The organism is Arenibacter aquaticus, from assembly GCF_003957295.1.
GTDB classification, from domain to species: domain Bacteria; phylum Bacteroidota; class Bacteroidia; order Flavobacteriales; family Flavobacteriaceae; genus Arenibacter; species Arenibacter aquaticus.
In genome coordinates, this window is sequence record NZ_RQPJ01000003.1 from 134,135 (window position 1) to 159,030 (window position 24,896).

Sequence of the window (24,896 nt, forward strand, 5' to 3'; positions counted from 1 at the left end):
AAAAAAATTATACTTATTTGGCGGGTATCTCTAAAATTGCGCCTTAAGAAAAGTGGTCCTTGGCAACAATTACATAAAACGGCTATGCCAACTGTCCTGAGCCGGTACTTCCCAATGGTTAAGGTACTCATGCTTATTGGTCACTAAATTATTGAAAACGATAGTATTCTTGGATACCGCCTTCTGTTTCGCCATTTTCTTAAAATCGGCCAAAGGTTTATAAGCAACAAATTCACCCTGCTTGTAAGAAACATTCATTTTATCCAAAAGTTCTAGGTTGTATTGTTTCTCCAACTCTTGTATAAAGTGTACCGAAGCATCAATGGAACAACCAGAAGCTGCATTTAAAGATTGATCCAGACCGAGGACGATAAATCTCTTATACTTAATTTCATAGCCAGCCTTTAGGTCACTGCCATGGGCCGTCCAGTCCTTTATAAAATTATCCAATTGGTGTTTTACCTGCTCCAATTCCTCCTCTGAAAAACTTCTACTTGCCTGATAGATCCAAACCCTGGATGCATCGGGCAACTCATTAAATTCTACTAGCATTTTTTATGTTTTATATTCTACCATCAAATACCCTTCCAAATCTATTTTTTAAAGGCATTTTTTGGCAATATCCACTTGATTTAATCCTTGGTCGATCTTAAGTGCGGTTGATTACATTCTTTGATTATTGTCAATTTAAAATTATTGGATACGTAGGGCAACCAACTGTTAAAAATTCAACAACTTCAGTTTTACAGATCCTCTGCCTTGGCTATCAGCTCGGCGATATCCAGTACCGCTACCTCAGACTCTTTTTCCTTATTTTTAATACCATCTGTCATCATGGTATTACAAAAAGGACAGCCTGCTGCAATAATATCCGGTTTAGTTTCCAGCGCCTGTTCCGTGCGTTCTATATTAATATCCTTATCTCCTTTTTCTGGTTCCTTAAACATTTGGGCTCCACCAGCACCGCAGCATAATCCCTTTTTTTTACAATTTTTCATCTCCACCAATTCCGCATCCAATTTCTGGATGAGTTCACGCGGAGCCTCATATACATTATTGGCCCTTCCCAAATAACAGGGATCATGAAAGGTAATTTTCTTACCCTTGAACCTACCGCCTTCCATGGTTATCCTTCCTTCCTCCAACAATTGTTTTAGGAACTGGGTATGGTGCACCACTTCATATTTACCTCCTAGTCCTGGATATTCATTTTTCAAAGTATTAAAACAGTGTGGACAGGCAGTAACTACCTTTTTTACTTCATAGGCGTTCAACACTTCTATATTGGTAACCGCCTGCATCTGAAACAAAAACTCGTTTCCCGATCTTTTTGCAGGGTCGCCAGTACAGCTCTCTTCTGTTCCCAATACAGCAAAACTGACTTTGGCCTTATTTAAAATTTTAACAAAAGCCTTAGTGATCTTTTTAGCCCTATCATCAAAACTCCCTGCACATCCTACCCAAAACAAAACTTCTGGTTGTTGGCCTGCAGCAGTAAGTTCTGCCATTGTTGGTACTTTCAATTCATTCTCCATCCTAACGGTATGTTATATTAAGCTTCCTTGCTCCAGTTTAACCTATCCATTTGGTTAAATGGCCAAGGCGCCCCATTATTTTCTATATTGCCCATCATATTATTTAGGTCTGAAGGTGCGGCTGATTGTTCCATCACCAAATATTGGCGCATATCCATAATAATGGACAAGGGATCAATACTAACAGGACAAGCCTCCACACAGGCATTACATGATGTACAGGCCCACAGTTCTTCATGACTAATATAATCGCCCAACAGCTGTTTCCCATCAGGAACAAACACTCCCTTGTTGGCATCTATATTCTTGCCCACTTCCTCCAACCTATCCCTAGTATCCATCATAATCTTACGTGGGGACAGTTGTTTACCTGTAATATTGGCCGGACATTCGCTTGTGCACCTACCACATTCGGTACAGGTATAAGCATTCATCAATTGTACCCATTTTAGATCCATTACGTCCGAAGCACCAAACTTTTCGGGTTCCGGGGCATTTTCATCAGCTGCGGCAAAAGGATCGGCACTTGGATCCATCATCAATTGAACTTCCTTGGTAACGGCCTCCAAATTATCTAACTGCCCCTTTGGTCTTAACTTGCCATAATAGGTGTTGGGAAAAGCCAATAAAATATGTAAATGCTTGGAATAGTATAAATAATTCAAAAACATTAAAATACCAAGAATATGTGCCCACCAAGCGGTTCTTTCTATCAATATAAGCGTAGAAATGGGTAATCCTTGAAAGAAAGTAGCTATATACTGACTTACGGGAAACGCCCCAGCCTTGGTATAATTTGCAGCATCCATTTGTTGCAATTGAAAATCTGCTGCGTTCATCGTCAAAAATAACAGCATCAATACCAATTCTATATACAATATTAAATTGCCGTCTTTTTTGGGCCAGCCTTTCATTTCAGGGTTCAGGAAACGCTTTAGTTTTATAAGGTTCCTGCGTATCCAAAAAAGTACTACGGCCACAATAACCATAACCGCCAAGACCTCAAATGAAGCAATTAGGAAACTATAAAAACCGCCCATGAATGAAAAAACCCGATGCGTTCCCAAAAGGCCATCGATTATAATTTCCAGTACCTCTATATTGATAATAATAAAGCCTAGGTACACTATAATGTGAAGGATTCCAGGAATTGGTCTTACCACCATTTTTGTTTGTCCCAGAGCAATCCGTACCATATTATTCCACCGTTGCGACTTGTTGTCACTAGTATCTACATCTTTGCCCAGTTTAATGTTACGGGACAGTTTTTTAACGTTTCTTGCAAAGTATCCTATCCCAAGAAAAAGAACAATGGCAAAAACAATATTGGGAATATAATCCATAATCTAATTTCTATTTTTCAGCTGGGTCTTCTTCGGGAAGGGTATATTCTATTTGCTTCTTGCCAAAGACAGAAACATTTACATAGCGTTTGGGATTTAGACGGAAATCCTGTAATAAAAGATCCAATTCCTTGGAAGCATCAGCAAGGTTATTATACAAAGCCTTGTCATTTACCAATTTCCCCAATGACCCCTCTCCGTCTTCAATTTTCGCCATCATATCATTAATATTCCCCATTGTAGCCTGAAGTCCCTTTATGGTTGTTCCCAATCCGGCATTCACCAAGGTATCGGACAACTTATTAAAGTTGGTAGTAATGGCATTCAAATTGTGTATGGAATTATCCAGTTCATCCTTGTTCTCTGTCAACAAAGAATTTAGGCTGTTGGCACTACCCTGAAAACTTGTCACCAAATCATTTAAACCCCTTATACTTTCCCTGAGGTCCTTTTTGGTATTCGGATCCAATATATCGTTTACGTTCATCAAAAGCGAATCTGCATTGGAAACTGCTCCTTCCACTTTTAATTGCAATGGTGTTAAACGCTGTTGCACCAATTCCGTAAGACCTGGCCGTGTACTGGATGTCAGGGTATCTCCTGATTTCGCCATTTCGGCACCGTCGAATACCGGCTTTATCTGTATACCTTTTCCCCCAATTATTCCGGTATCGTAAAGTTCAGCGCTACTGTTTTTTGAAAAGGAAAAACTATTGTCTACGGTAAAAGTTACCAACAGGTTCCCAGAGGCATCGCTAAATCTAATATCGTTTACCTTCCCTACAGAGAAACCATTGATGGTGACCGGTGTTCCGGATTGCAATCCCCCTACATGGCTGTATACAGCGTAAAAGGTTTTGCTGTCATCAAAAAGAGGTGTTGATTTTAAATAACTAAATCCCAGTATAAACAATAATATACCACCTAATACAATTATACCAGTTTTTATTTCCCTAGATATTTTCAAAAGCTTGATTTTTCAGTTACTAACAAAATTAGAAATAATTTTCAGAAGAGCAGCTATTATTCCGATGCGTATTTAAGCGCCTCAGTTTCCGAGATACGAACCCCGTCTTTATAGGCAACAATGTATGATGTGGTATATCCTTTGGCATCCGCATTACTCTTTAAAAGGGTAGCCTGAAAATGTGAATCCGTATTGCCGTACATATACCTGAATAAATTCTTATAGGGCTCCTTAGAGAGGGTATTTAACCCTTTAAAGTTTTCAGAATGCAATGGAATATTCTTTGAACTGGCAAAAATCTGGACCTTATAAATGATATTCGCCGACTTCTTGGAAGCTGCTTTGTCCGCCACCTTAACCGATTCTTTCTTACTTTCCGGTTTCTTGGGCTCTTTGGCTATTTCCTTGGTGGTATTGTCCGATTCATTTTTCACCACCAGTACTGTTTTAGGGATATTCTTAACAGGCCTCTGTTGTGCTACGACCTGGGTAGATTTTTTTTCCCGCTCCTTACGGGTACTTGAGGCTACCGTTGTCTCCTGCTCCACCAAATTACCAACATCGGATATCATTTCCTTTTTATAGGTTAGTATTGCGTTGGCTATGGCGTTGCCCATTTCATCATGACCTTTTTTGGAATTTAAATAAGCCCCTTCTGCCTTATTGGTCAGAAAGCCCGTTTCCACTAGTACACTGGGCATAAAGGTTTGATGCAGTACAATAAATCCCGCCTGTTTCACCTTTCTATCGGTCCGTTTTAATTTTTTGGCAAAATTTTCCTGCATTAATTTGGCCAGGTTTATGCTCTGATCCAAAAACTCCTCTTGCATAATGGTAAGTCCAATAATAGATTCCGGAGAATTAATGTCATAAGCAGCATACCTACTCTCATAATTGTCTTCGAGATAAATTACGGAGTTTTCTTTTTTGGCTATTTCAAAATTCTGCTTATTGGCGTGCAGCCCCAAAACAAAGGTACCGGCACCATGGGCATCCGAACTATGGGAATCACAATGCACCGATACAAACAAATCTGCATTGGCCTTATTGGCAATTTCCCCCCGTTTATATAGATCCACAAAAGTGTCGTCCTTACGGGTATAAATCACTTTTATATCTGGGTTTTTCTCCAGTATGGCCCCTACCTTCAAAACAATCCTCAAGGCGATGTTTTTCTCTAGGTAGCCGTTCCCTAAATTCCCAGGATCGTGCCCACCATGACCGGCATCCAAAACCACAACAAATTTTCCGTCATTGTCATCGGTTTTAATATTTTTGCCAAAAGAAACTTGAAAATATGTTAAAATTATTAAGGGAATAATACAAAACCGTTTCATATTCATATCACTAGAGCTAATTTGATCTTTTAAATAGGTTAAATTTATCGCAATACCCTACAGGCAACACAAAAAATATATGTAAGTTTGAACCCAAAATGTAGCGAAACCGTTACAAAAATAGGATATATAGCTTTGCAATCAAATAAACATCATGTACTTTTCCTATTGCTCCTATTATTTGGTGCTTTTATTGCCACTGCACAAGAAGACCAAATTAAGCCATTGCCCATTGTGGGGTATCGGGATACCATCAAAGCGCCCCTTATGCCCGATCCAAAGCTTAAGGACACAATTGTATCCGATACTGCTAAAATAGACACATTGGCCGGGAAACCGCCACTTCTTTTGGACAAAATAAAATACAAGGCCAAGGACTATGTAAAGTTGAGCCAAAAGGATCAAAAAATATACCTCTACAACGAGGCTGAGCTCTATTACCAAGATACCGAGTTAAAGGCGGGAATCATCATCATGGATTACGTTAAAAATGAGGTTTATGCCGGTAGGATCAAGGACTCTTTGGGAAATTACACCCAATTGCCATTTTTTAAACAAGGCGAAAATGAGGTAATACCCGATTCTATACGTTTTAATTTTGATAGCCAGAAGGCCATTATCTGGAATTCCCGGACAGAGCAACAGGCCGGTCTAGGGCAATTGGGCAGTGATGCCATGAAGGTGTATGCCGAAATCACAAAAAAGGAAAACGACTCTGTTTACTTCCTAAGTGAAGGCAAGCTTACAACGTCCAAGGATACCGTGAATCCAGATTATTACATTCGCGTTAAAAAGGCCAAATTTGTCCCGGCAAAGAAAGTTATCGCCGGTTTTAGCAACCTTTATATTGCGGATGTCCCCACCCCGGTTGCCCTGCCTTTTGCTTACTTTCCCTTAACAGTGGGAAGAACAGCCGGATTAATGATGCCTACCTTTGGCAGTGACCCGGACAGGGGCTATTTTTTACAAAACGGAGGATACTACATACCTCTTAACGATTACGTAGACATGACCCTTACCGGGGATTTGTACGGTAACGGAAGTTACGGTCTCAGGGCACAGTCTGTCTACACCAAAAGATATAAATACAGGGGAAACATAAATTTTAGATATGAAAATCTGGTCACTAGCCAGAAAGGGTTTAGTGATTACAGCAGAAGTACCATTTACAACATTCAAGTTTCCCACTCACAAGACACCAAGAGTAATCCAAATTCCAGATTTCAGGCCTCTGTAAACCTGGGGAGTAGCTCTTATTACAGAAACTCTCTATTACAGCAAAATCTGCCCAATACCCAAGTAAACAATTTATCGTCATCCATATCCTATTCCAAGACTTTTCCAGCCTACCCCTCAGTTAACCTAAGTCTTACGGCCACGCACAACCAAAATACCAATACCCAGGTGGTAAACGTAACCCTGCCCACCTTACAGGGAAGTATGGAACGGATATACCCATTTGCCCCCAAAGAAGGTATAAAAAAAGGCATACTCCAAAATGTTAACCTTCAATACAACCTTAATGCCAGGAATAGTATTACTACTACTGAAGAGGATTTTTTAACGAGTAGAATGTTCGAAAATTCACTCTTTGGGGCCAAACACACCATTCCTTTAAGTACCAATTTTAAGGTGGCCAAACATTTTAGTGTTAGTGTAGGCGGATCCTACGAGGACGTTTGGGCCATTGAAACCTATGAAAGGGGATACGATGAAGACAGTAACAGTGAAGTTGTCACAGATACCATTAGTGGTTTTGACCGCTATAATAAATATAACTTCAGTACCAGCATTGGGACTACCCTTTATGGAACCGTAAATTTTGGTGAAGACAAAAAGATTCAGGCCATAAGGCACGTAATGCGCCCATCACTTAGTTATGGATATACACCTTCTTTTGATCAATTTTACGATAGTTACATTGGGCAAGACAACGAACTGGAATATTACAGTAGATTTGAAGGCACCCTAAATGGGGCACCAGGACTAAATAAATCCAGTTCATTGAGTTTTTCCTTAGGAAACCAATTTGAAGCCAAGGTGCGCGACAAGGATTCCACAGCCACCAAACCCAAAAAGATATCGCTTCTAAGCAACTTAAACCTCTCTACCGGATACAACTTTGAAGCCGATTCCCTAAAATTAAGCGCTGTTAATATAAGTGGAGGTACCAACATTCTTAACAACAAGATGTCTATTAACTTTGGAGCTAGTTTAGACCCATATGCCATTGACAACAACGGCACTAGAATAAACACCTTTAATGTTGACAACGGAGGTAGTTTGTTTAGACTAACCTCGGCCAGGGGAAATGTAAGTTACTCTTTAAGCAGCGAAACTTTCGGAAAAAAGAAAGAGGAAAAGCCTGATGAAAAAGATGAATACGACTATGTAGCCTCCAGTGGAGGTAGGGATGACGACCTTTTTGGAAAGGCCGATGATTTTAATGCCAACAGACCAGGGGATCGCGAAGAGGAAGGTGAAGATGTGGAAAACCCCATTTACGGCACCGAATTACCTTGGGACCTACGATTGTCCTATGCCGTTAACTACACTAATTCCAACAGACAGAATACTATAGGTAGTCATGCCCTGATGTTTTCCGGGAATATTCAACTTTCCCCCAGATGGAAGGTAGGAGGCTCTTCCGGATACGACTTTAAAAACAAAGGATTCACCTTGACCCAATTACGCTTTGAACGGGATCTTAAGAGTTTTAGGATGAATTTTAACTGGACTCCATTTGGAACCTACAAACGCTGGTATTTCTTTATTGGTATAAAGAGTTCTATTCTCCAAGATCTTAAATGGGAAAATAGAAGTAAACGAAACTAGAAGGGAATATGTACTGCTAGCTGCCTGAGTGCCACACGACCTTAAAGCCAAACACTTTCTCTCCCTTTAAAGAACAAACTTAATGGCGTATTGTTAGGAGTTTGGGCGGCATAAATTCTTTATCTTTAACCATGGTTCAGCAAACCCTACCTCCCCTTTTTAACCCTATAAGGGATACTAATATCAAGGGGCACACCCTAGGTGCTTACAGACGTCTCCATAATAGAAGAATAGCCGTAAAATTTGCCCTTTCTATTTTGTGATCTATAAGCTTAGTGCAAAACAGGAAATTAAAATGTACCTAAACTGCCATACATATTACAGTCTACGCTTCGGAACGCTTTCTGAGGCAGAACTTCTGAATTTGGCTCGAGAAAACCAATTAGAGCAATTGGCCCTAACCGATATCAATAACACTTCAGCAGGGCTAAACTTTGTTAGAAAAGCTCAGGAATTTGGTATAAAACCCATATTGGGAATTGACTTTAGGAATGGGGTGGACCAATATTTTGTTGGCCTGGCCAAAAACAATGAAGGCTACCAAGAGTTGAACAATTTCCTATCCTTACAATTACACGACCAAAAAAAGATTACAATCCCTGCACCTGCGTTTAAAAATGCCTTTGTCATTTACCCTTTTAACAAGGTGACCCAAGACCAAATTGCCACTTTTAAGAAAAATGAGTTTATAGGCGTATCCCTTAAGGACCTAAGAAAACTGCCCTTTTCCAATCTAAAGGAATTAAAGGACAAATTAGTGGTTCAGCAACCGGTCAGCTTTAGGGATAAACGCGACTTTAATGCGCATCGTTTATTGCGGGCAATAGACAATAATATCCTCCTAAGTAAACTACCAAAATCCGAAGAGGCCGATCCTGAAGAAAAAATGCTACCACTGGCGGATTTGAACAGCGCCTTTTCCGAGTTTGATTTTATATTGAAAAACACCAAACGCCTGCTGGACTCCTGTAATATATATTTCGATTTTTCAGAAGATCGAAAACCTCAAAACCTTAACACTTATTTAGGTGACACCTCCTCTGATGAGGCGCTTTTAGAGAAATTATGCCATGAGGGACTAGCGGAACGATATCAGCATAGAGCGGTAGATGATGTTATTTTAGGGCGACTCCAAAAAGAGTTGGATTTAATCAAAAAGATGGGATTTGTATCTTACTTTCTCATCAATTGGGATATAATCTCCCATGCAAGGAGCCAAGGTTTTTTTTACGTAGGTCGGGGAAGTGGCGCCAATAGTATTGTAGCCTATATATTGCGAATCACCGACGTAGACCCAATTGAGCTTGACCTTTATTTTGAACGTTTTATCAACCTCTATCGTGTTAACCCGCCCGATTTTGACATAGATTTCTCCTGGAAGGACAGGGAAGCCATGACCCGGTATATCTTTGACCGTTTCCCCAATGTATCCCTTTTGGGCACCTATGTAACATTTCAAGAAAAAGGGGTTATTAGGGAACTGGGCAAGGTCTTTGGGCTACCCAAAGAAGAAATAGATCAATTATGCAGTGGAAAATACCAAACATCACAGTTGGATGAAATTGGCCGTTTAGTTCTAAAATACGGTGCGCTGATCAAGGGAATGCCCAATTACCTGAGCATACATGCCGGGGGAATATTGATTACCGAAAAGCCTGTACATTATTTTTCAGCTACCCATCTTCCACCCAAGGGGTATCCCACTACCCATTTTGACATGGTGATTGCCGAAGATGTAGGCCTTTACAAATTTGATATTCTTTCCCAACGTGGACTGGCCAAAATTGAAGAGACCCTGCGAATCATAGAATATAACCAGCCTGGTAAAAGAGATAGTATAGACATTCATGACATTGCAAAATTTAAGAGCGATCCTATCATCAATGAATTAGTTAAGACTGCCCAATGTATGGGGTGTTTTTATGTTGAATCGCCTGCCATGCGTATGCTGCTAAAAAAACTAAAGGTAGACAACTATCTTGGCCTTGTGGCGGCCAGTTCTATCATAAGGCCTGGGGTGGCCAAAAGCGGGATGATGCGCGAATACATCCTAAGACATAGGGATACCAAGCGCGCAGAGGAAAGAGCGCATCCGGTAATGCTTTCTATAATGCCAGAGACCTATGGGGTCATGGTCTATCAGGAAGATGTTATTAAAGTGGCCCATTATTTTGCCGGACTTAGCCTTGGCGAAGCCGATGTGTTGCGAAGGGGAATGAGCGGTAAATTTCGCTCTAGGGATGAATTTCAAAAGGTAAAGGATAAGTTTGTTGACAATTGCCTAAAAAAAGGTTACGATGATAAACTTATTTTTGAAATATGGGACCAAGTAGCCAGTTTTGCCGGATACGCATTTGCCAAGGGACATTCTGCCTCCTACGCAGTGGAAAGTTACCAGACCTTATTCTTAAAGGCGTATTTCCCCATAGAGTATATGGTGGCGGTTTTAAATAACGGCGGGGGTTTCTACAGTGCCGAATTTTATATTCACGAAGCCCGAATGCTAGGGGCTACAATACATTCGCCCTGTATTAACAAAAGTTTTATGGGTAACTACCTGTACGGAAAAAAACTCTATCTGGGTTATATGTACCTAAGGGAACTGGAAGAACGGGTAGTAGAACAACTCCTAAAGGAAAGAAAAACCAATGGAGAATATACATCATTGACCAATTTCCTGGATAGGGTTTCAATTTCCATTGAGCAATTGAGCATTCTAATAAGGATAGATGCCTTTAAATTTACGGGAATCAATAAACACGAGCTATTATGGCAGGCACACCTCTCCCTGTCCAAAAGCCCTACTTTGGATCACCCCAAACTATTTCCGGCCAAACATAAGAATTTTAAAATCCCTCATTTGTACGCTACTAATTTGGAAACGGCCTTTACACAGTTAGAGTTAATGGGATTTACATTATGTAGTCCGTTTGAACTATTGGCCAAACCACCAGAGAACAATAACGGCAAAAAGGATTTGGAGGCCAACCTTGACAAAAATATAGATATATATGGTTATTTGGTAACCGTAAAAAATACCCGGACACACAAAGGAACCCGTATGAATTTTGCCACATTGGTAGATCAATTTGGGGAAGTTTTTGATACCGTACTCTTCCCCCCTATAGCCGCCCAGTACTTTTTTAGGGGCAAGGGCATTTATCGCTTTTACGGAAAGGTAGTTAGTGAATTTGGTTTTTTAAGTATAGAAGTCATAAAAATGCAAAAGGAAGATTATATCCCAGACCCCCGTTATGCTGACCTAAAAACCAGTTCCTTAAAGCAACAGTTTCCAAAAAAATGAACCGCTACTGCTTCCTTGCCGTTCAATTACCTTAATAACAAATAGCCCCGCCAAAGGCGGGGCCATTTAATACTTTTTTTTAAAAAACGTAGCAACTTATCCTGCCAAGTCCATCATTTTTCCATTTTTCAGCTTACCCAATACGGTAACATCCTTGCTTTTTTTATATTCTTCCAAAGCCATTAGCATTTGCTCTTCCGTATCCCTTCTGATTTTAATGCCACCTGTTTTCTGATTTCTATTTCGAACTTCAATATAATATCCATCCTTAAGCTCCGTTGGTTTTGTCGCCGGCCTACCCATATGTACTAATTATTTTAGTGTTAATTTATATAAAATATGGTTTCATGTTAAAGACTCATTATACTATGAGCAAGAACACAATACCTTAATCGACCATATTATGATTTATTTATGTACTAACCTAAAAAAACCATTGTTTTTAACAAAAACTTAGGAACAGAAGCACTTTTTGATTAAAATGATATAATTTAATAAAAAAGGTATTTTAAATTATTTATTTACATTCTATGAATTGATAGGCCTAGTTAATACTCGCATAAAAGTGTAAATGCCAATAAAAGAAAATCTTTTATTGGCATTTACACCAAAGTTTTGCAATTAAAACGTTTATTCCAATTATTTACTGTGAGGGTGTTCTTTCAACAATTCCGCTGGTGAATAAAACCCTTCTTTATCCTTGATCTTTTCTTGTACCTCCTTCACTTTATCTGCAGAAATTACAGAGGCTTTATTACCAAATGTATTTCTCACATAGGTCAGGACGGCAGCCATTTCCTCGGCATTTAGCAATTTACCAAAGGGAGTCATTGGTACCTGTCCAGGATATTTCTTACCGTTAACTTCTATTGGCCCCATAAGGCCATTGGTCGTTAACTTTATTAGTCGTTCCTCACTACCGGTTACCCATTTGGATCCTGCCAGCGGTGGAAAACCTGATGCTTCCAAACCTTGACCATCAGATTGGTGACAGGTGGCACAATACCCGTCTCTCATATAGACTTCCCTTCCAGCTACTAACAGTTCCAAATCCCTTCCTTTGAGGTCGGTTTTGATCACCTCTTTGGGCTCTTCTCCCATCTTATGTCCATTTAAATGTGCGAGTGCCGCTTTATACGGTTTTTCCATCCACTTGTCCAGGCCTTTTTTACCGGCCTCGGTGATAATAGGAATCCCCACATCCTTACCTAACCAAGATGCTGCTACCAATGCCTGTAAACGCACTCTGGAATTGTCGTCCTTGGCTGCTTGCATAAGAAGTTCGGCCTGATTTGTAATTTGGTGTCCGGCATAGCGAAGCACACCTACAGCAGCCGCTCTGGCTCGGAAATCCTTAGCATTTAGCATTTTCTCCAAAAGGTCTTGGTCTACCTGGTTCAAGCCCCAGGTTACCCACAAGGCTTCCAAGAGATGATGCTCATACTTAGGATTACTCTTATCCAGGTCCGCAACCCAAGTTTTAAGTTTGGACAAGACCTCGGATGCATCCCTGGCACGAAGTTCCCTTTTTGTACGGTATCTGGTACGGTATTCCGGTAGCTTCAAATTGTCCAATAGCTCCTCTATAGAGGCATCAACAATTTTAGCTGGTTCTACCAACGGTCTTGATGGGTAGGTAATTCTGTAAACCCTACCGTGCGCATGATCACGTAACGGATCACGGGCATTGTGCTGCATATGCCCTATAAGAACATTGTGCCAATCTATAACATATAAAGATCCATCAGGTGCAAATTCCAAATCCACGGGACGAAAATTTTTGTCGGTTGCGGAAATTAGGTCTTCTTGATGCCTACTAACATAACCGGCAGTTTTTTGGTCATCTACCATTGAATGTTCCTTTATACCTAAGAAACCAATAGTATTGGCAATCAACATATTGCCTTGTGCCTCTTCTGGAAAATGCCTACTAGATACAAATTCCAATCCTGAGGTAGGTCGCACTAAGTGATCTTTTTCGATAAGGTTTTCCGGTAGCGGAGAACTTACACCGTAGCGTGGCAAAATAGTTCCGGGCATCATCCATGTAGCAGACGGGCCAGAGGTGTGTTCAAAAAAGGGCTGTCCCCAATCGTCAAATGCAATACCCCATGGATTTGGAATAGGCAACTGTGCCGTGCGCTCCAAATGATGTCTTTGTGGACTATACCTATAGAATCCTCCGTTGGTTCCTCTAACAGTCCCATATGCGGTTTCCACATTGGTGTGAAGGAAAACCCCTTCTCCCATGTAAATTGCTCCGGACGGATCTGTGGTAAAAGCACTGATGGCATGGTGGGTATCATGATCATCAAATCCGCTTAAAATAATATCCTTGGCGTCGGCCTTGTCATCCCCATCGGTATCTTTCAACAATATTAGATTGGTTCCTTGGGAAACATACACCCCTTCAGGTGCAAACTCAAAACCAATAGTTAGATGAAGTCCGTCTGCAAAAACAGTTTGCTTATCGGCCTTACCGTCATTGTCCGTGTCTTCCAGTATCAACAGTTTATCATTTGGCTTACTATCCCCTGGTCTGTAGTGTGGATAGCTTGGCATTACTCCAACCCACAATCTTCCCTTGTTGTCAAAGGAAATTTGTACTGGATTGGCAAGGTCTGGAAATTCCTCTTCTGAAGCAAAAAGTTCTATTTTATAACCAGGTGCTGTTGAGATTTTATCCAAGGCATCCTGCCCATACAAATACTCGGGCGTACCATTCTTTTTACTGGGTTGATAATTGGTCTCTACAGGAGGAAGTTTTCTGGTCTTGGCATCACTAGCGGCCAAATCCATCTTTTCGCCCTTCACAGCTTCCCAGATGGCAGTATCCCTGATAGCCGTCATCTGGCGTATTTTTTCAATCTCATAAGGGTAGTTGTCCGGACCATAGGGATCATAACGCCTTCCATAGGCATGCACCCCATTGGGAATTTTAATGTCGTTATGCCAAAACCAGTTCTTTTCGTTTACCGCATCCAACACCAATTCACGATTCTCTTCGGCCTTGGCCTTCTTCTCGCCAAAAATTTCATTTGCCAACAACTTGGCAAACTTCTGATATCCAAAGTCGTTTAGCTGAAAACCGTCCTGTGTCAAACTAGTAGTCTCGGTTTCATACCAATTTTTTGTTGGCTCAAAGGCATCTACAAAGAGTACGCCTTCTTCCAATGCCACCTGTTCCATTGCCTCTGAGTACATTGCCAGGTTCCCGTTTTCCTTTTTCCCATCGGGCAGGTCCATCTTATCGGAAAGGTCCTCAAAAGCAATAGGCGATACAATTGCCAATTGCGGAGCGGCAGCACCGTTATATTTTTGTTTTAGGGTATGCTTTATAAAAGCGCGAAGTTCCTCTTTGTAATTATCAAGACCCTCAGATCCCTGAAAAGATTCATTATACCCAAAAAAGGCAATTATAATATCGGCTTCCAATCTGGTCAACCATTCGTCTTCCGTTTCAAAATGACCTTTACTTCCTGATTTTTGAGCCAGTTCTGTCTGAAACAATTCCGCCCCGGGAAAAGCCCATGGTGAAACTCTGGAAGAATGGGGCCTAAAACCTGGGGTATTGCCACCATCGGCCATGTTACGTATGTACAAGGAGTCATTGGGGTAACGTAACTGCATTTCGGTCTCAAAATGGCCAAAATTCATCATTCGGGACGCAAGGTTGTTACCAATCAATACAATATGGGAATTGCTTTCAATTTTTAAGGTGTTTTCCTCCTGTTTACTACAGCTGTCGAGGCCTAGACCTAGAAAAAGGATAAGGAAAGCCCTTCCCAAAGTCACTTTTTTAAAGATGTTCTTCATTTTATAATACAATTAATTGATTTTAACGTGAATTCCCTGATCCACTGATTGTTCGCAAGCTTCTATGATACGTTGGCATGTTATGGCATCTTCCAAACTGGAAAGCGGTTTCCCATTGTTCCGCAAAACCTCGTCTATGAAGTGTGTTGCCGTATTTTTTATTGATTCCGGATAGCATTGAAAGGTCTGTGAATGTGGTCCATTTTGCTCATTTATGACCCAATCGCGATAACTGTATCGCGTGCTTCCCTTGGTGCCTATTACTTTAATAATACAGGTCCAGGGATCACCAGCATGATCATCGTTGGCAAAACTAGCAGATAAATGGCTAAGCGTGCCATTTTCCATTTGAATATTGGCCATGGCCACATTTTCCTGAGGAGCTATAGTAGTATCCACAGTATATTTTAAACAGGAAACTGTTTTGGGCTGTCCGGCCAGATATAACATGGTATAACTGTGATGGGTCAGTATTTGGCGAATTACACCTGGATAACGCGCCCTTACTTCATCGGCATGATGAATATTGTACATCATATAGAATTGGGAAATATCTCCCAATTTGCCACTTTCTATCATGGCTTTGGCCCTTTTAATGCCAGCTTCGTAAATATAGTTATGCACCGGCATACATTGTACACCTGCCTCTTCAACTGCCTTTTGCATTTTCTCCAATTCGGCAATACTGGAAGCTGCTGGTTTTTCCACCAAAATATGCTTTCCTGCCTTGGCTGCTCTTAAAGTATAATCACAGTGGGTCTCCATATTTGTCAATATAAAAACCGCATCTATTGCTGCATCTTCAAATAATTCGTCCTCTGTCTTATATGTCTTGCACCCATACTTGGCCGCTTTGGCCACACCTTTTTCGTAGGTTCTATTCCACAGTCCAACCAATTGGGCACCTGGTAAACTGTTTATGGCCTCTGCATGTAAATTAGCGATATCTCCTGCACCTATAAATCCTATTCCTATCGTTTTCATTAATTCTCTATTGAATAATCCAATATGTCTTTCTCCGCCATATTTCTAAATTCCTGCAGTGATTTGCGTACGCCCTCCCCTATATCCGTTAAGGGTAAATTTTTAAAAGTAGCGTCTATTTTATCATGTTCCAAATCGGACACAAATAAATTTGGTGGGGCATCAGGAACAACGGATAATTTTGCATACGCTCCCATCCCCAAAGCCTCTGATTGCTCTTCTGCAATTTTTAGAAAATCTTGGATAGGAATAGTTCTTCCTTTAATATTAAATGCTCCAAAACCTTTATATTCCTGCAAGGCACATTCGGCAAAGTGGGCTCCCACATCTTCTACAAAATGATAGTTCTCCCTACCTTGATAGGGCATTTTAAACGGAACTACCTTTCCCGAAACCGCCCCCATGGCAATAGCTTTTAGGGCATTGGTAGGTGCCGATGTTTTGCCTTTGTCCCTACCCTTGCCATAGGTAGTATTTATCCTCAGGCAAACAGTAGGCACCTTGGTATTATCATGGAATAAGCGGGCCAAATGTTCCCCTGCCAATTTCCAGATACCATAATGATTGGGTGGAGCCAACTGGGCATCCTCACTTATAGTAGCTTGCGGATACATGGCTCGCATACCGTAAACAGCTGCGGAACTTGCGAAAACAAACCGCTTTAGGTTAGTGAGTTTTTCGGCCGCATCAAATAAGGCCATGGTTCCCCCGGTATTAATTTCCATTCCCCGTATATGAAACTTGGAACAGTCCGGACTTTGATAGGCCCCCAAATGTATGATATGGGTTGGGTCTACCTTTAATAAGGTCTCCTCCATAGCATCATAATTGGCTACGTCCAAAGTAACAAACTCCAGGCGGGAATCCAGATCTTCTCCCAACCATAATTTTAAGGGGTCAGCATTATTTGATCGGGAAGCGATGACAATTTTCCCCACTTCCTTTGATTGAAGTAGTTTGTAAATAGTTACCGACCCTATACAACCCGTACCTCCGGTAATAAATATTGTGTGCATGTTATTATGCTTGTTTTTAGATATTAAAAAATAGGTCCACAGTAATAAGATGAACTCCTAGTTCATTTTAACAACTGCCTTCATGTTATTAGCCTTGATGGAATCCTCAAAAGCCTGATTTATATCCTTAAAATCATAGAAATCCGTATAGTGTTCGGATGGAAAAATTCCGGTTACCATCAATTTTTGAGCCGCCATATAGTCTGCCCTACATGACCCCATAGACCCTCTCATATTCAATGAAGTACGTGTTAGATGAGTTGCATTGATCGATACATCGGTTCCATATGTGGCAATCACACAAATATCACCTTCCGGTTTCACCACGCCAACGGCTTCGGTAAGAACGGGAGCCACTCCAGAACACTCTATTAGCAAATCTACTTTTCCATTGGTACCAAATGGTATACCCTGATCATCGGTAAGACCATTTTGCAATTGTGAAGTCAAGGAATTTTCGGGTGACACTTCTATTGTAATAAAACCTCTTTCCTTGGCCCTCTTTAAACGGATATCACGATCATGGGCAATACCGGTAACCGCTACCCGCGCTCCAGCAGCTTTGGCAACTTCTGCAGACATCATCCCTATAATCCCACAGCCTGTTACCACTACATCTTGACCTGGTTTTATATCACATTTATTGTACAAGGCATTGGTTATAATAGATAGCGGTTCTACCAAGGCACCTTGTTCTGGCGTTAACCCTTCCATTAAAGGCACAACTCGATCCGACTCCAATACAACTTGCTGACCAAACCCTCCGTTTCTATGGAAACCTATAATTTCCTTTTTCGGACATAGATTCCATTTGGAAACACTACAAGCGGGACAATCCTCTTCTCTACATCCTAACATAGCCAAGGGGGTAAATATATCCCCCACCTTAAGATCACCATGATCCCCAGGCCCCAATTCCAATACCTGAGCACTGAATTCATGCCCTATCACCCTAGGGCGTTGTACCCAATCAAAATTGGCCTTACCTATTGTTGCGCTATTGTCCGAACCACAAATTCCTGTAAATAAGGTCTTTGCTAATATTTCCCCTTCCTTTAGTGGTGGAATTTCCATGTCTACCACTTCAGAATTACTCAGTACCGATTGATCGGTATTAGGGTATATTTTTTCATTGGTTTTAAGACAAAAACCTTTTATAGAATTACTCATTGGGATATTTTATTATTAAAAATTTTATTTGAGGCTCAAAAATTAGTCATTTAATTTTAAAACCATATTAAAACACTACCATTTAACACCGGTATCTTTCCAGCTCTTGGTCTTGGCAGACTCCAAAACAGCTTCACATACTTTTTGTGTTTCCTGGGCTTCTTTGAAGGTAGGGGAACAAGGTTTGCCTTCACTCAACGCCTTGAGGAAGTCGGCAATTTGATGCACAAAACTATGTTCATACCCAATTGAAAGACCTGGCACCCACCATTTGTCCATATAAGGATGATCCCCATCCGTTACATGAATGGAACGCCATCCTCTTTCCTGAGATTCGTCCCTATGATCAAAATACTCCAAGCGACTAAGATCATGAAGGTTCCATTTTATAGAAGCGTGCTCTCCATTTATTTCAAAGGTATAAAGGGCCTTATGACCTCTTGCATAGCGTGTAGATTCAAAAATACCCAATGAACCGTTGTCAAAATGACAATGAAACATACAGGCATCATCTATGGTCACCTCTTGTTTTGCTCCGGTTCCAGTGTGTACACGTTCTTTTATAAAGGTTTCGGTCATAGCAGAAACATCCTTGATACCTCCATTTAGCCACATGGCGGTATCTATACAGTGCGCCAATAGGTCCCCGGTTACCCCAGAACCTGCGGCCGCATTATCTAAACGCCACAAACCTTCTCCTCCTTGGGGAAGCTCCGGACTAATGGTCCAGTCCTGTAAAAAATTGGCACGATAATGAAATATTCTACCCAATTTACCGGCATCTATAAGTTGTTTTGCCAAGGTTACCGACGGCAATCTTCTGTAGTTAAAATAAACCGTATTGGGCACTCCTGCCTTTTCTATTGCATCTACCATTGGCTGTGCTTCCTCAACGGTTCTGGCCAAGGGTTTTTCACACAACACCATTTTTCCCGCTTCGGCAGCAGCAATAGCTATTTCTGCGTGCATATTATTGGGCGTACAGATGTCAATAGCGTCAATATCATCACGGGCAATCAATTTTTTCCAATCGGTCTCAATGGATTCATATCCCCATTGATCTGCAAAGGCCTGGGTTCTCTCTTGGTTACGCCCACAGATGGCCTTTAATACAGGTTGATACTCCAGTTCTGGAAAAAAATTGCCAACCCTACGATAAGCATTGGAATGGGTCCTTCCCATAAATCCGTATCCTACCATTCCTATTCGTAATTCTTTCTTACTTGACATGTATATGCTATTTTATATTTTAAATTAATAATTAGTAAAAAAATAAGTACAAAACCATTTTATGCTGGTCTTTATGGTGCCTCGTACCAACCATGTTGTTGACGCACCTTGATCATTGCCCCCAAAATATCGTTCCAGGTTTTGGGCTGCATCATAACGTCATTTGGAAACATACATCCATCCCAACAGATATGTCTTAATTTTTTGGTTAGGTTACCATTTTCATCACGCAACCAATGACCGGCATCCACCGCTATATCCAATTTACCATTGGGATCCGAAGCCTGGCAGTGTCTACCTGTTTTATCATGTGAACCAGACCCAAAAACGGTACCATCGTTCTGTGCCACATGAAAATCAATAGTCCATGGTCTTAGGGCAGCGGTCAATGTTTTAAGCCCTTCGGTCAAGGTTGCCCTATCATTCCAATCAAAATCTTTGGGCAATATTCTTTCATCCTCTTTATTGTACCCCAAAAGGTAGAGTAAGGTATGGGCCATATCGGCCTGAAATCCAATATTAGGCCTGTCTACTGCCTCAAGGGTATTCACCATTGTTTTCCATCCGTGCATTCCGCCCCAGCAGATTTCACCTTCTGCAGCCAAAGCCTCACCATAATCGGCAGCAACATCACAGGCTTCCCTAAATGTCTGGGCTATTAATTTGGTATTGCCCGCCGGATCTGCCGCCCAGCTAGAGGGGTCTACCGAGGAGTCTATTCGTATTACCCCATTAGGGCGTACACCAATATCCCTTAATTTTTTTCCAATTTCGCAAGCCTTCTTCACCTGGGTTATAAATTGATTACGCTCTTCGCGTGATCCCATAGCCGATCCCCCACCTGTACCAGCCCACACTGGAGCAACCAAACTTCCGATCTCTAGATTTTTGGATCTGGCCTTATCTGCCATTTTCTTAATAGCGTCGTCATTGGAGTCTATATCCAAATGTGGATCGGCAACAAAAAGGTCGAATCCATCAAATTTAACCCCATCCACTTCGGCATTGGCCGTTAATTCGATCATGGTATCAATAGACAATGGTGGCTCTGAATCTGGTCCTTTCCCCACTACACCGGGCCACGAGGCGTTGTGGAGTTTAGGATAATTGTTTTCTGGCATAACTGTTGATTTAATCGTTATTATTATTTTCTTGGCATTATCACAGAATCCCAACCCGCCAAATCAGAGGGTTTAACATTCTTCTGAAAGCCCTTAAAATTAAATGTTGATGGCTGATATCCTCCAACAAAATCGATAGGATTATCTGCCTTGATCGTATTTTCCATTTTCACGCCCCATAAACAGGCATTGATCAGCATTCTTCTAAAACCATCACTTAAAATATCTTCTGACGCTCCGTGGGTAGTTGTAAATGCTCGTCCGGCTTTTCCGTTCTCCAATTGATAGGTACGCACCCAGGCTACCGGTAGCTCTTCCTTGGTCGTATCCGGTTCCGCGTTGGGAGTCATCCCGTTAAGCACCTGTCCACGTGCCAATATCTTTAAATTTTTCCCTTCCGGATAGGCGTTATACCCACCACACTGGGCCCAGGCATTTTCTACGCCTCGCAGTATGGGATGTTCCTTATTTACATCTTCCAATAATAAATTGGAGGCCTGTTGGTGGTTCTTACCGTAGTGACCTACCCAGGTCTCCCCCAACACCACTTCTCCAAAGCCGCCCTGCCAAGCCTTCTTGGAACCGTTATATTTATAATCATAATGACCCCAATTAGGGTTATCGGAATTCTTAAAGGCATGGGTAGCCGTCCTTAGTCCAATCACCGGTCCGCCCCTATGCAAATAATCATCTATATACCGCATCTGCTTATCTTCAAAATTTGCGAACCTTGTAAAAATAACCATGAGATCTGCTTCTTCAAGCACCTCTAGACCTTTTAGGTTAGAACTACCGGGAAAAATATTCCCCTCATCATCCAAGGCCCAAACTACCGTACACTTAAAACCGTATCTTTTGGCCAGAATCCTAGCCAAAGCAGGTAAGGTTTCCTCTCCCCTATATTCGTGATCGGTAGCTATAAAAACAATATGCTTTCCTTTGCCCTGTCCTTTTTCCCCTTCATAGGTTACGCAGTAATCAGCAGTATCGCCTCTCCCGGTGGTTGCGACATATTCCAAATTGCCAACCATTTTATGCCCCAAGTCCGCAGGGGCCATAGCAATGCCCACAACTGAATCATCATCAGTTCCCATAAAAATATCGCCACAGGAACCCATAAGAAAAACCAAGGTAGAAAACACAATTAGCAACCCTGATTTTTTCATACAAAAAGATTTCCCGAAAATTAATGATTCCAACATAAAAATTCAACACTGTATCAGCAGTTGACCTGTATTTATAAAGCAGCATGCCTGCTGTAAAGTTTTGGACGGCCAACCTTGTACAAACCTCATTAATGCTAACAACTTGTCATCACCTCAATTGTTTGCCAATATCCAAATTAATTATTCTTTTTTATGCACTATCCATAAAAAACTTACCTCAGAAATTGAAGTATTAAAATTAAGCTTTACAAATCTAAAATACTATAAGGATTGATATTCCCTATATTTTACTAAATGATGACACTTTTTTGTCATAAATTAGCAGAAATTATATTCGTTAGGGAAATTTATGAGCACACCAAACATTGAAAAAACGCTTACCACCAAGGAAACATTTATCTATAAAGATATGATTGGGCCCTACTTTAATCCCCATTGGCACTTTCACCCTGATTACCAAATTTCGTTGATAGCCAAAGGAAAGGGAACCCGGTTTGTTGGAGACCATGTACAGTCCTTTGAAGAGGGAGATCTGGTGGTAACTGGCCCCAACCTCCCCCATCTGTGGCGAAGCGATGATGCCTATTTTGAAAAGGACAGTACATTGAGCACTAGAGGTCTGGTCATATATTTTGACCATGAACTCTTTAGCGAAGCTTTGTTGGCCAAGGAAGAGTTTTACAATGTAAACAAGTTTGTAGAAAATTCTGTTAGGGGAATGGAATTTTATGGTGAGACACGTAATAAGATAAACAAACTACTTCTAAAAATCAATAACGAACAGGGCTTTCGTAGAATTATTAAATTATTTGAGATCATAGATATCCTTGCCAACAGTAAGGAATACAACTTATTGTCCAGCCCAGGGTACACCAATGTTTTTAAAGGGGACGACGCAGACAAGATGCGTATTGTATACGACTATGTTATGACTAATTTTAAGACCAAAATATCCTTGGAGGAGATTGCATCAATGCTAAACATGACCACTACATCATTCTGCCGGTATTTTAAACCAAGGGCCAACAAGACCTTCACCCGTTTTGTGAATGAAATAAGAATAGGGCATTCTAGAAAATTGTTATTGGAAGACAATTTCAATATATCACAAATTAGTTATGAATGTGGTTTTAACGCTCTCTCCAATTTTAACAGACAATTCAAGGCCATTGTACATATGAGCCCACATGAATACCGCAAGTTGTTCCTAAATATTAAAACTAGCATATCTTAATTACCATTTATCAAAAAGGCTCCGGACTACAGATATTTCAACTTTTCCTAAGGAGTGAATACCAACTACATAATAGGGTATAATTAATTCCGCTAAGGTCTATTGCCAAATAATTTATCTTTCAAATAGTTGACAATGAGCAAATTTTATCCTAAGCTCCAAACTTCCATTGCCTAATCACAAGAAAAAAAAAAGCCTGCAATCACCTATATTACATAAGACTATTAATTCCCCCTCTCACATAGGCTTCCCAAAAATTCAATACACTACACGACAAAATAGTATCATTATTTAGTAGGATATAGGAATTTTGAAAACCCTTTTAGAATTACATTTATCAGATTTTATTTTTGGGCTAAAAATACCCCTGATCATTTAATAGTTGTAACAGATATTAAAAGCATAAAATAAGGGCTGCCTTTTTTTTCATTTAACAAATCATTTAAAAATAAATTATGATTATTGTAAAAAACAAACTAAACTTATAGGCTGAAATAATTTTATAAATATTAAAAAACCTCTAATCAAAAATTTATCACAACCGATGGAAAATTCAAATGATCAACAAAAAAACAATGCAAATAGGCTGTTTTACGGTAGCTGTTTTGCTTTAATTACTACAGCATTTTCTTTTAGTATAAGAGCTGGAATTCTTCCGCAACTTGGGGAAGAGCTAAGTCTAAGTGCCGAACAACTTGGTTTTATAAATTCCATGTGGTTCTTTGGTTTCCCTTTGTCTATGGTAGTGGGTGGATTAATCTACCACAAAGTAGGTGGGAAAGCCATTATGCAGTTTGCCTTTTTGGCTCACGCCGTTGGTATAATCATGACCATTTATTCTGGCAGTTACATAGGTCTACTAATCTCTACCTTGTTAATAGGCCTTGGAAACGGATGTACAGAAGCAGCCTGTAACCCAATGATAGCAGATGCCTACTCTGGCACTAGGATGAGTAAAATGATGAATCGTTTTCATATGTGGTTCCCCGGTGGAATTATGATAGGAAGTCTACTGTCTGATTTTATGACCGGTACTGGTTTAACCTGGCAAACACAAATATGGCTAATAATGATTCCAACATTAATATATGCTTATTTATTTTTTGGACAATCATGGCCAAAAGCCAAGGTTGAGGCTGCAGCCACATTGAGCGGTAATTTAAAAGCCATGGTATCTCCATTATTCCTTTTCATGGTTGTTTGTATGTCCTTAACAGCGATATCCGAATTTGGACCTCAACAATGGGTGGGTCTAATTTTGGCCAAGAGTGGTGCTAAGCCCATGTGGATACTTGCCTTAACAACCGGACTTATGGCAATAGCAAGATATTTTGGTGGTGATGTGGTGAAAAAATTTGACCAAACAGGCGTACTACTTGGATCTGCGGTTTTAGCAACCCTTGGAATTTATCTATTTAGCACCCAAACGGGAGCTATGGCCTATGTAGCAGCGGTATTCTTTGCCTTGGGAATTGCTTATTTCTGGCCAAATATGATTGGTTTTGTTGCCGATAAAATTCCAAAAAGTGGTGCCTTGGGTATGTCTATCATCGGTGCCGTAGGAATGTTCTCTTCTTCTATATTTCAACCTATAATTGGTGGATGGATTGATAAGGACAAGGCAGAAGCAGCAGCACAAGGCCTTACCGGTGACGAATTGGAACTGGTAGCGGGACAAGACACCTTGGGCACCATGGTAGCATTTCCTGGCATTTTGATCATACTATTTACCATTTTATGGTTTTGGGTAAAGGCCTCTAAAAAAGAAAAAACACAGGAAGCCGTAGCCTAAAGCACCTATTTAGAAAATTCTAGAATATCCCCCAATTCCTTGGGCT

General features: G+C 40.7%; 17 protein-coding genes. 4 read left to right on the plus strand and 13 right to left on the minus strand.

Features of this window, described 5'->3' with window-relative positions; all coding sequences use genetic code 11:
- Positions 1 to 69: 69 nt before the first annotated feature.
- The 5 genes from EHW67_RS07765 to EHW67_RS07785 form a co-directional block, all read right to left on the minus strand.
- Positions 70 to 552, minus strand: a complete 483-nt coding sequence (locus tag EHW67_RS07765) for an ABC transporter ATPase (protein ID WP_126161811.1) — start codon at positions 550 to 552, stop codon at positions 70 to 72.
- Positions 553 to 743: 191 nt separating this feature from the next.
- A complete protein-coding gene (locus EHW67_RS07770; protein ID WP_126161812.1) occupies positions 744 to 1,535 on the minus strand; it encodes a (Fe-S)-binding protein in 792 nt (263 codons plus the stop codon).
- A 17-nt stretch (positions 1,536 to 1,552) separates the two neighbouring features.
- Positions 1,553 to 2,878 carry a (Fe-S)-binding protein gene (locus tag EHW67_RS07775; protein ID WP_126161813.1) on the minus strand — a complete coding sequence of 442 codons (1,326 nt, stop codon included), beginning with the start codon at positions 2,876 to 2,878 and terminating at the stop codon, positions 1,553 to 1,555.
- A gap of 10 nt (positions 2,879 to 2,888) precedes the next feature.
- Positions 2,889 to 3,845: an MlaD family protein gene (locus EHW67_RS07780; RefSeq protein WP_126161814.1), complete on the minus strand. Its 957-nt coding sequence runs from the start codon at positions 3,843 to 3,845 to the stop codon at positions 2,889 to 2,891.
- Positions 3,846 to 3,901: 56 nt separating this feature from the next.
- Positions 3,902 to 5,182 (minus strand): N-acetylmuramoyl-L-alanine amidase family protein, encoded by a 1,281-nt coding sequence (locus EHW67_RS07785; RefSeq protein WP_126161815.1) that lies wholly within the window; start codon positions 5,180 to 5,182, stop codon positions 3,902 to 3,904.
- Positions 5,183 to 5,317: 135 nt separating this feature from the next.
- Between EHW67_RS07785 and EHW67_RS07790 the strand changes: the two genes are divergently transcribed.
- A complete protein-coding gene (locus EHW67_RS07790; RefSeq protein WP_126161816.1) occupies positions 5,318 to 8,017 on the plus strand; it encodes a putative LPS assembly protein LptD in 2,700 nt (899 codons plus the stop codon).
- A gap of 295 nt (positions 8,018 to 8,312) precedes the next feature.
- On the plus strand, positions 8,313 to 11,321 hold the full coding sequence (locus EHW67_RS07795) for a DNA polymerase III subunit alpha (protein ID WP_126161817.1): 3,009 nt from the start codon (positions 8,313 to 8,315) through the stop codon (positions 11,319 to 11,321).
- Positions 11,322 to 11,417: 96 nt separating this feature from the next.
- On the opposite strand, the gene EHW67_RS07800 is transcribed toward EHW67_RS07795, so the two are convergent.
- From EHW67_RS07800 to EHW67_RS07835, 8 genes are all read right to left on the minus strand, one after another.
- A complete protein-coding gene (locus EHW67_RS07800; protein ID WP_126161818.1) occupies positions 11,418 to 11,624 on the minus strand; it encodes a hypothetical protein in 207 nt (68 codons plus the stop codon).
- Between the two features lie 336 nt (positions 11,625 to 11,960).
- Positions 11,961 to 15,137, minus strand: coding sequence for a PVC-type heme-binding CxxCH protein (locus EHW67_RS07805; protein ID WP_126161819.1), 3,177 nt, complete (start codon positions 15,135 to 15,137; stop codon positions 11,961 to 11,963).
- A 12-nt stretch (positions 15,138 to 15,149) separates the two neighbouring features.
- Positions 15,150 to 16,121, minus strand: a complete 972-nt coding sequence (locus EHW67_RS07810; protein WP_126161820.1) for a Gfo/Idh/MocA family protein — start codon at positions 16,119 to 16,121, stop codon at positions 15,150 to 15,152.
- A complete protein-coding gene (locus EHW67_RS07815) occupies positions 16,121 to 17,137 on the minus strand; it encodes an NAD-dependent epimerase/dehydratase family protein (RefSeq protein WP_126161821.1) in 1,017 nt (338 codons plus the stop codon). Before EHW67_RS07815 ends, EHW67_RS07810 begins: the two co-directional genes overlap by 1 nt.
- A 57-nt stretch (positions 17,138 to 17,194) precedes the next feature.
- Positions 17,195 to 18,307, minus strand: coding sequence for a zinc-dependent alcohol dehydrogenase (locus EHW67_RS07820; RefSeq protein ID WP_126161822.1), 1,113 nt, complete (start codon positions 18,305 to 18,307; stop codon positions 17,195 to 17,197).
- Positions 18,308 to 18,382: 75 nt separating this feature from the next.
- Entirely contained in the window at positions 18,383 to 19,537 is a 1,155-nt protein-coding gene (locus tag EHW67_RS07825; protein WP_126161823.1) for a Gfo/Idh/MocA family protein, read from the minus strand.
- Between the two features lie 71 nt (positions 19,538 to 19,608).
- Positions 19,609 to 20,658, minus strand: coding sequence for a sugar phosphate isomerase/epimerase family protein (locus EHW67_RS07830; RefSeq protein ID WP_126161824.1), 1,050 nt, complete (start codon positions 20,656 to 20,658; stop codon positions 19,609 to 19,611).
- A gap of 23 nt (positions 20,659 to 20,681) precedes the next feature.
- Positions 20,682 to 21,824 (minus strand): ThuA domain-containing protein, encoded by a 1,143-nt coding sequence (locus EHW67_RS07835; protein ID WP_202911929.1) that lies wholly within the window; start codon positions 21,822 to 21,824, stop codon positions 20,682 to 20,684.
- Positions 21,825 to 22,173: 349 nt separating this feature from the next.
- Between EHW67_RS07835 and EHW67_RS07840 the strand changes: the two genes are divergently transcribed.
- Together EHW67_RS07840 and EHW67_RS07845 are read left to right on the plus strand one after the other, a co-directional pair.
- On the plus strand, positions 22,174 to 23,058 hold the full coding sequence (locus EHW67_RS07840) for an AraC family transcriptional regulator (protein WP_126161825.1): 885 nt from the start codon (positions 22,174 to 22,176) through the stop codon (positions 23,056 to 23,058).
- A gap of 544 nt (positions 23,059 to 23,602) precedes the next feature.
- A complete protein-coding gene (locus EHW67_RS07845) occupies positions 23,603 to 24,850 on the plus strand; it encodes an MFS transporter (RefSeq protein WP_126161826.1) in 1,248 nt (415 codons plus the stop codon).
- Positions 24,851 to 24,896: the final 46 nt, after the last annotated feature.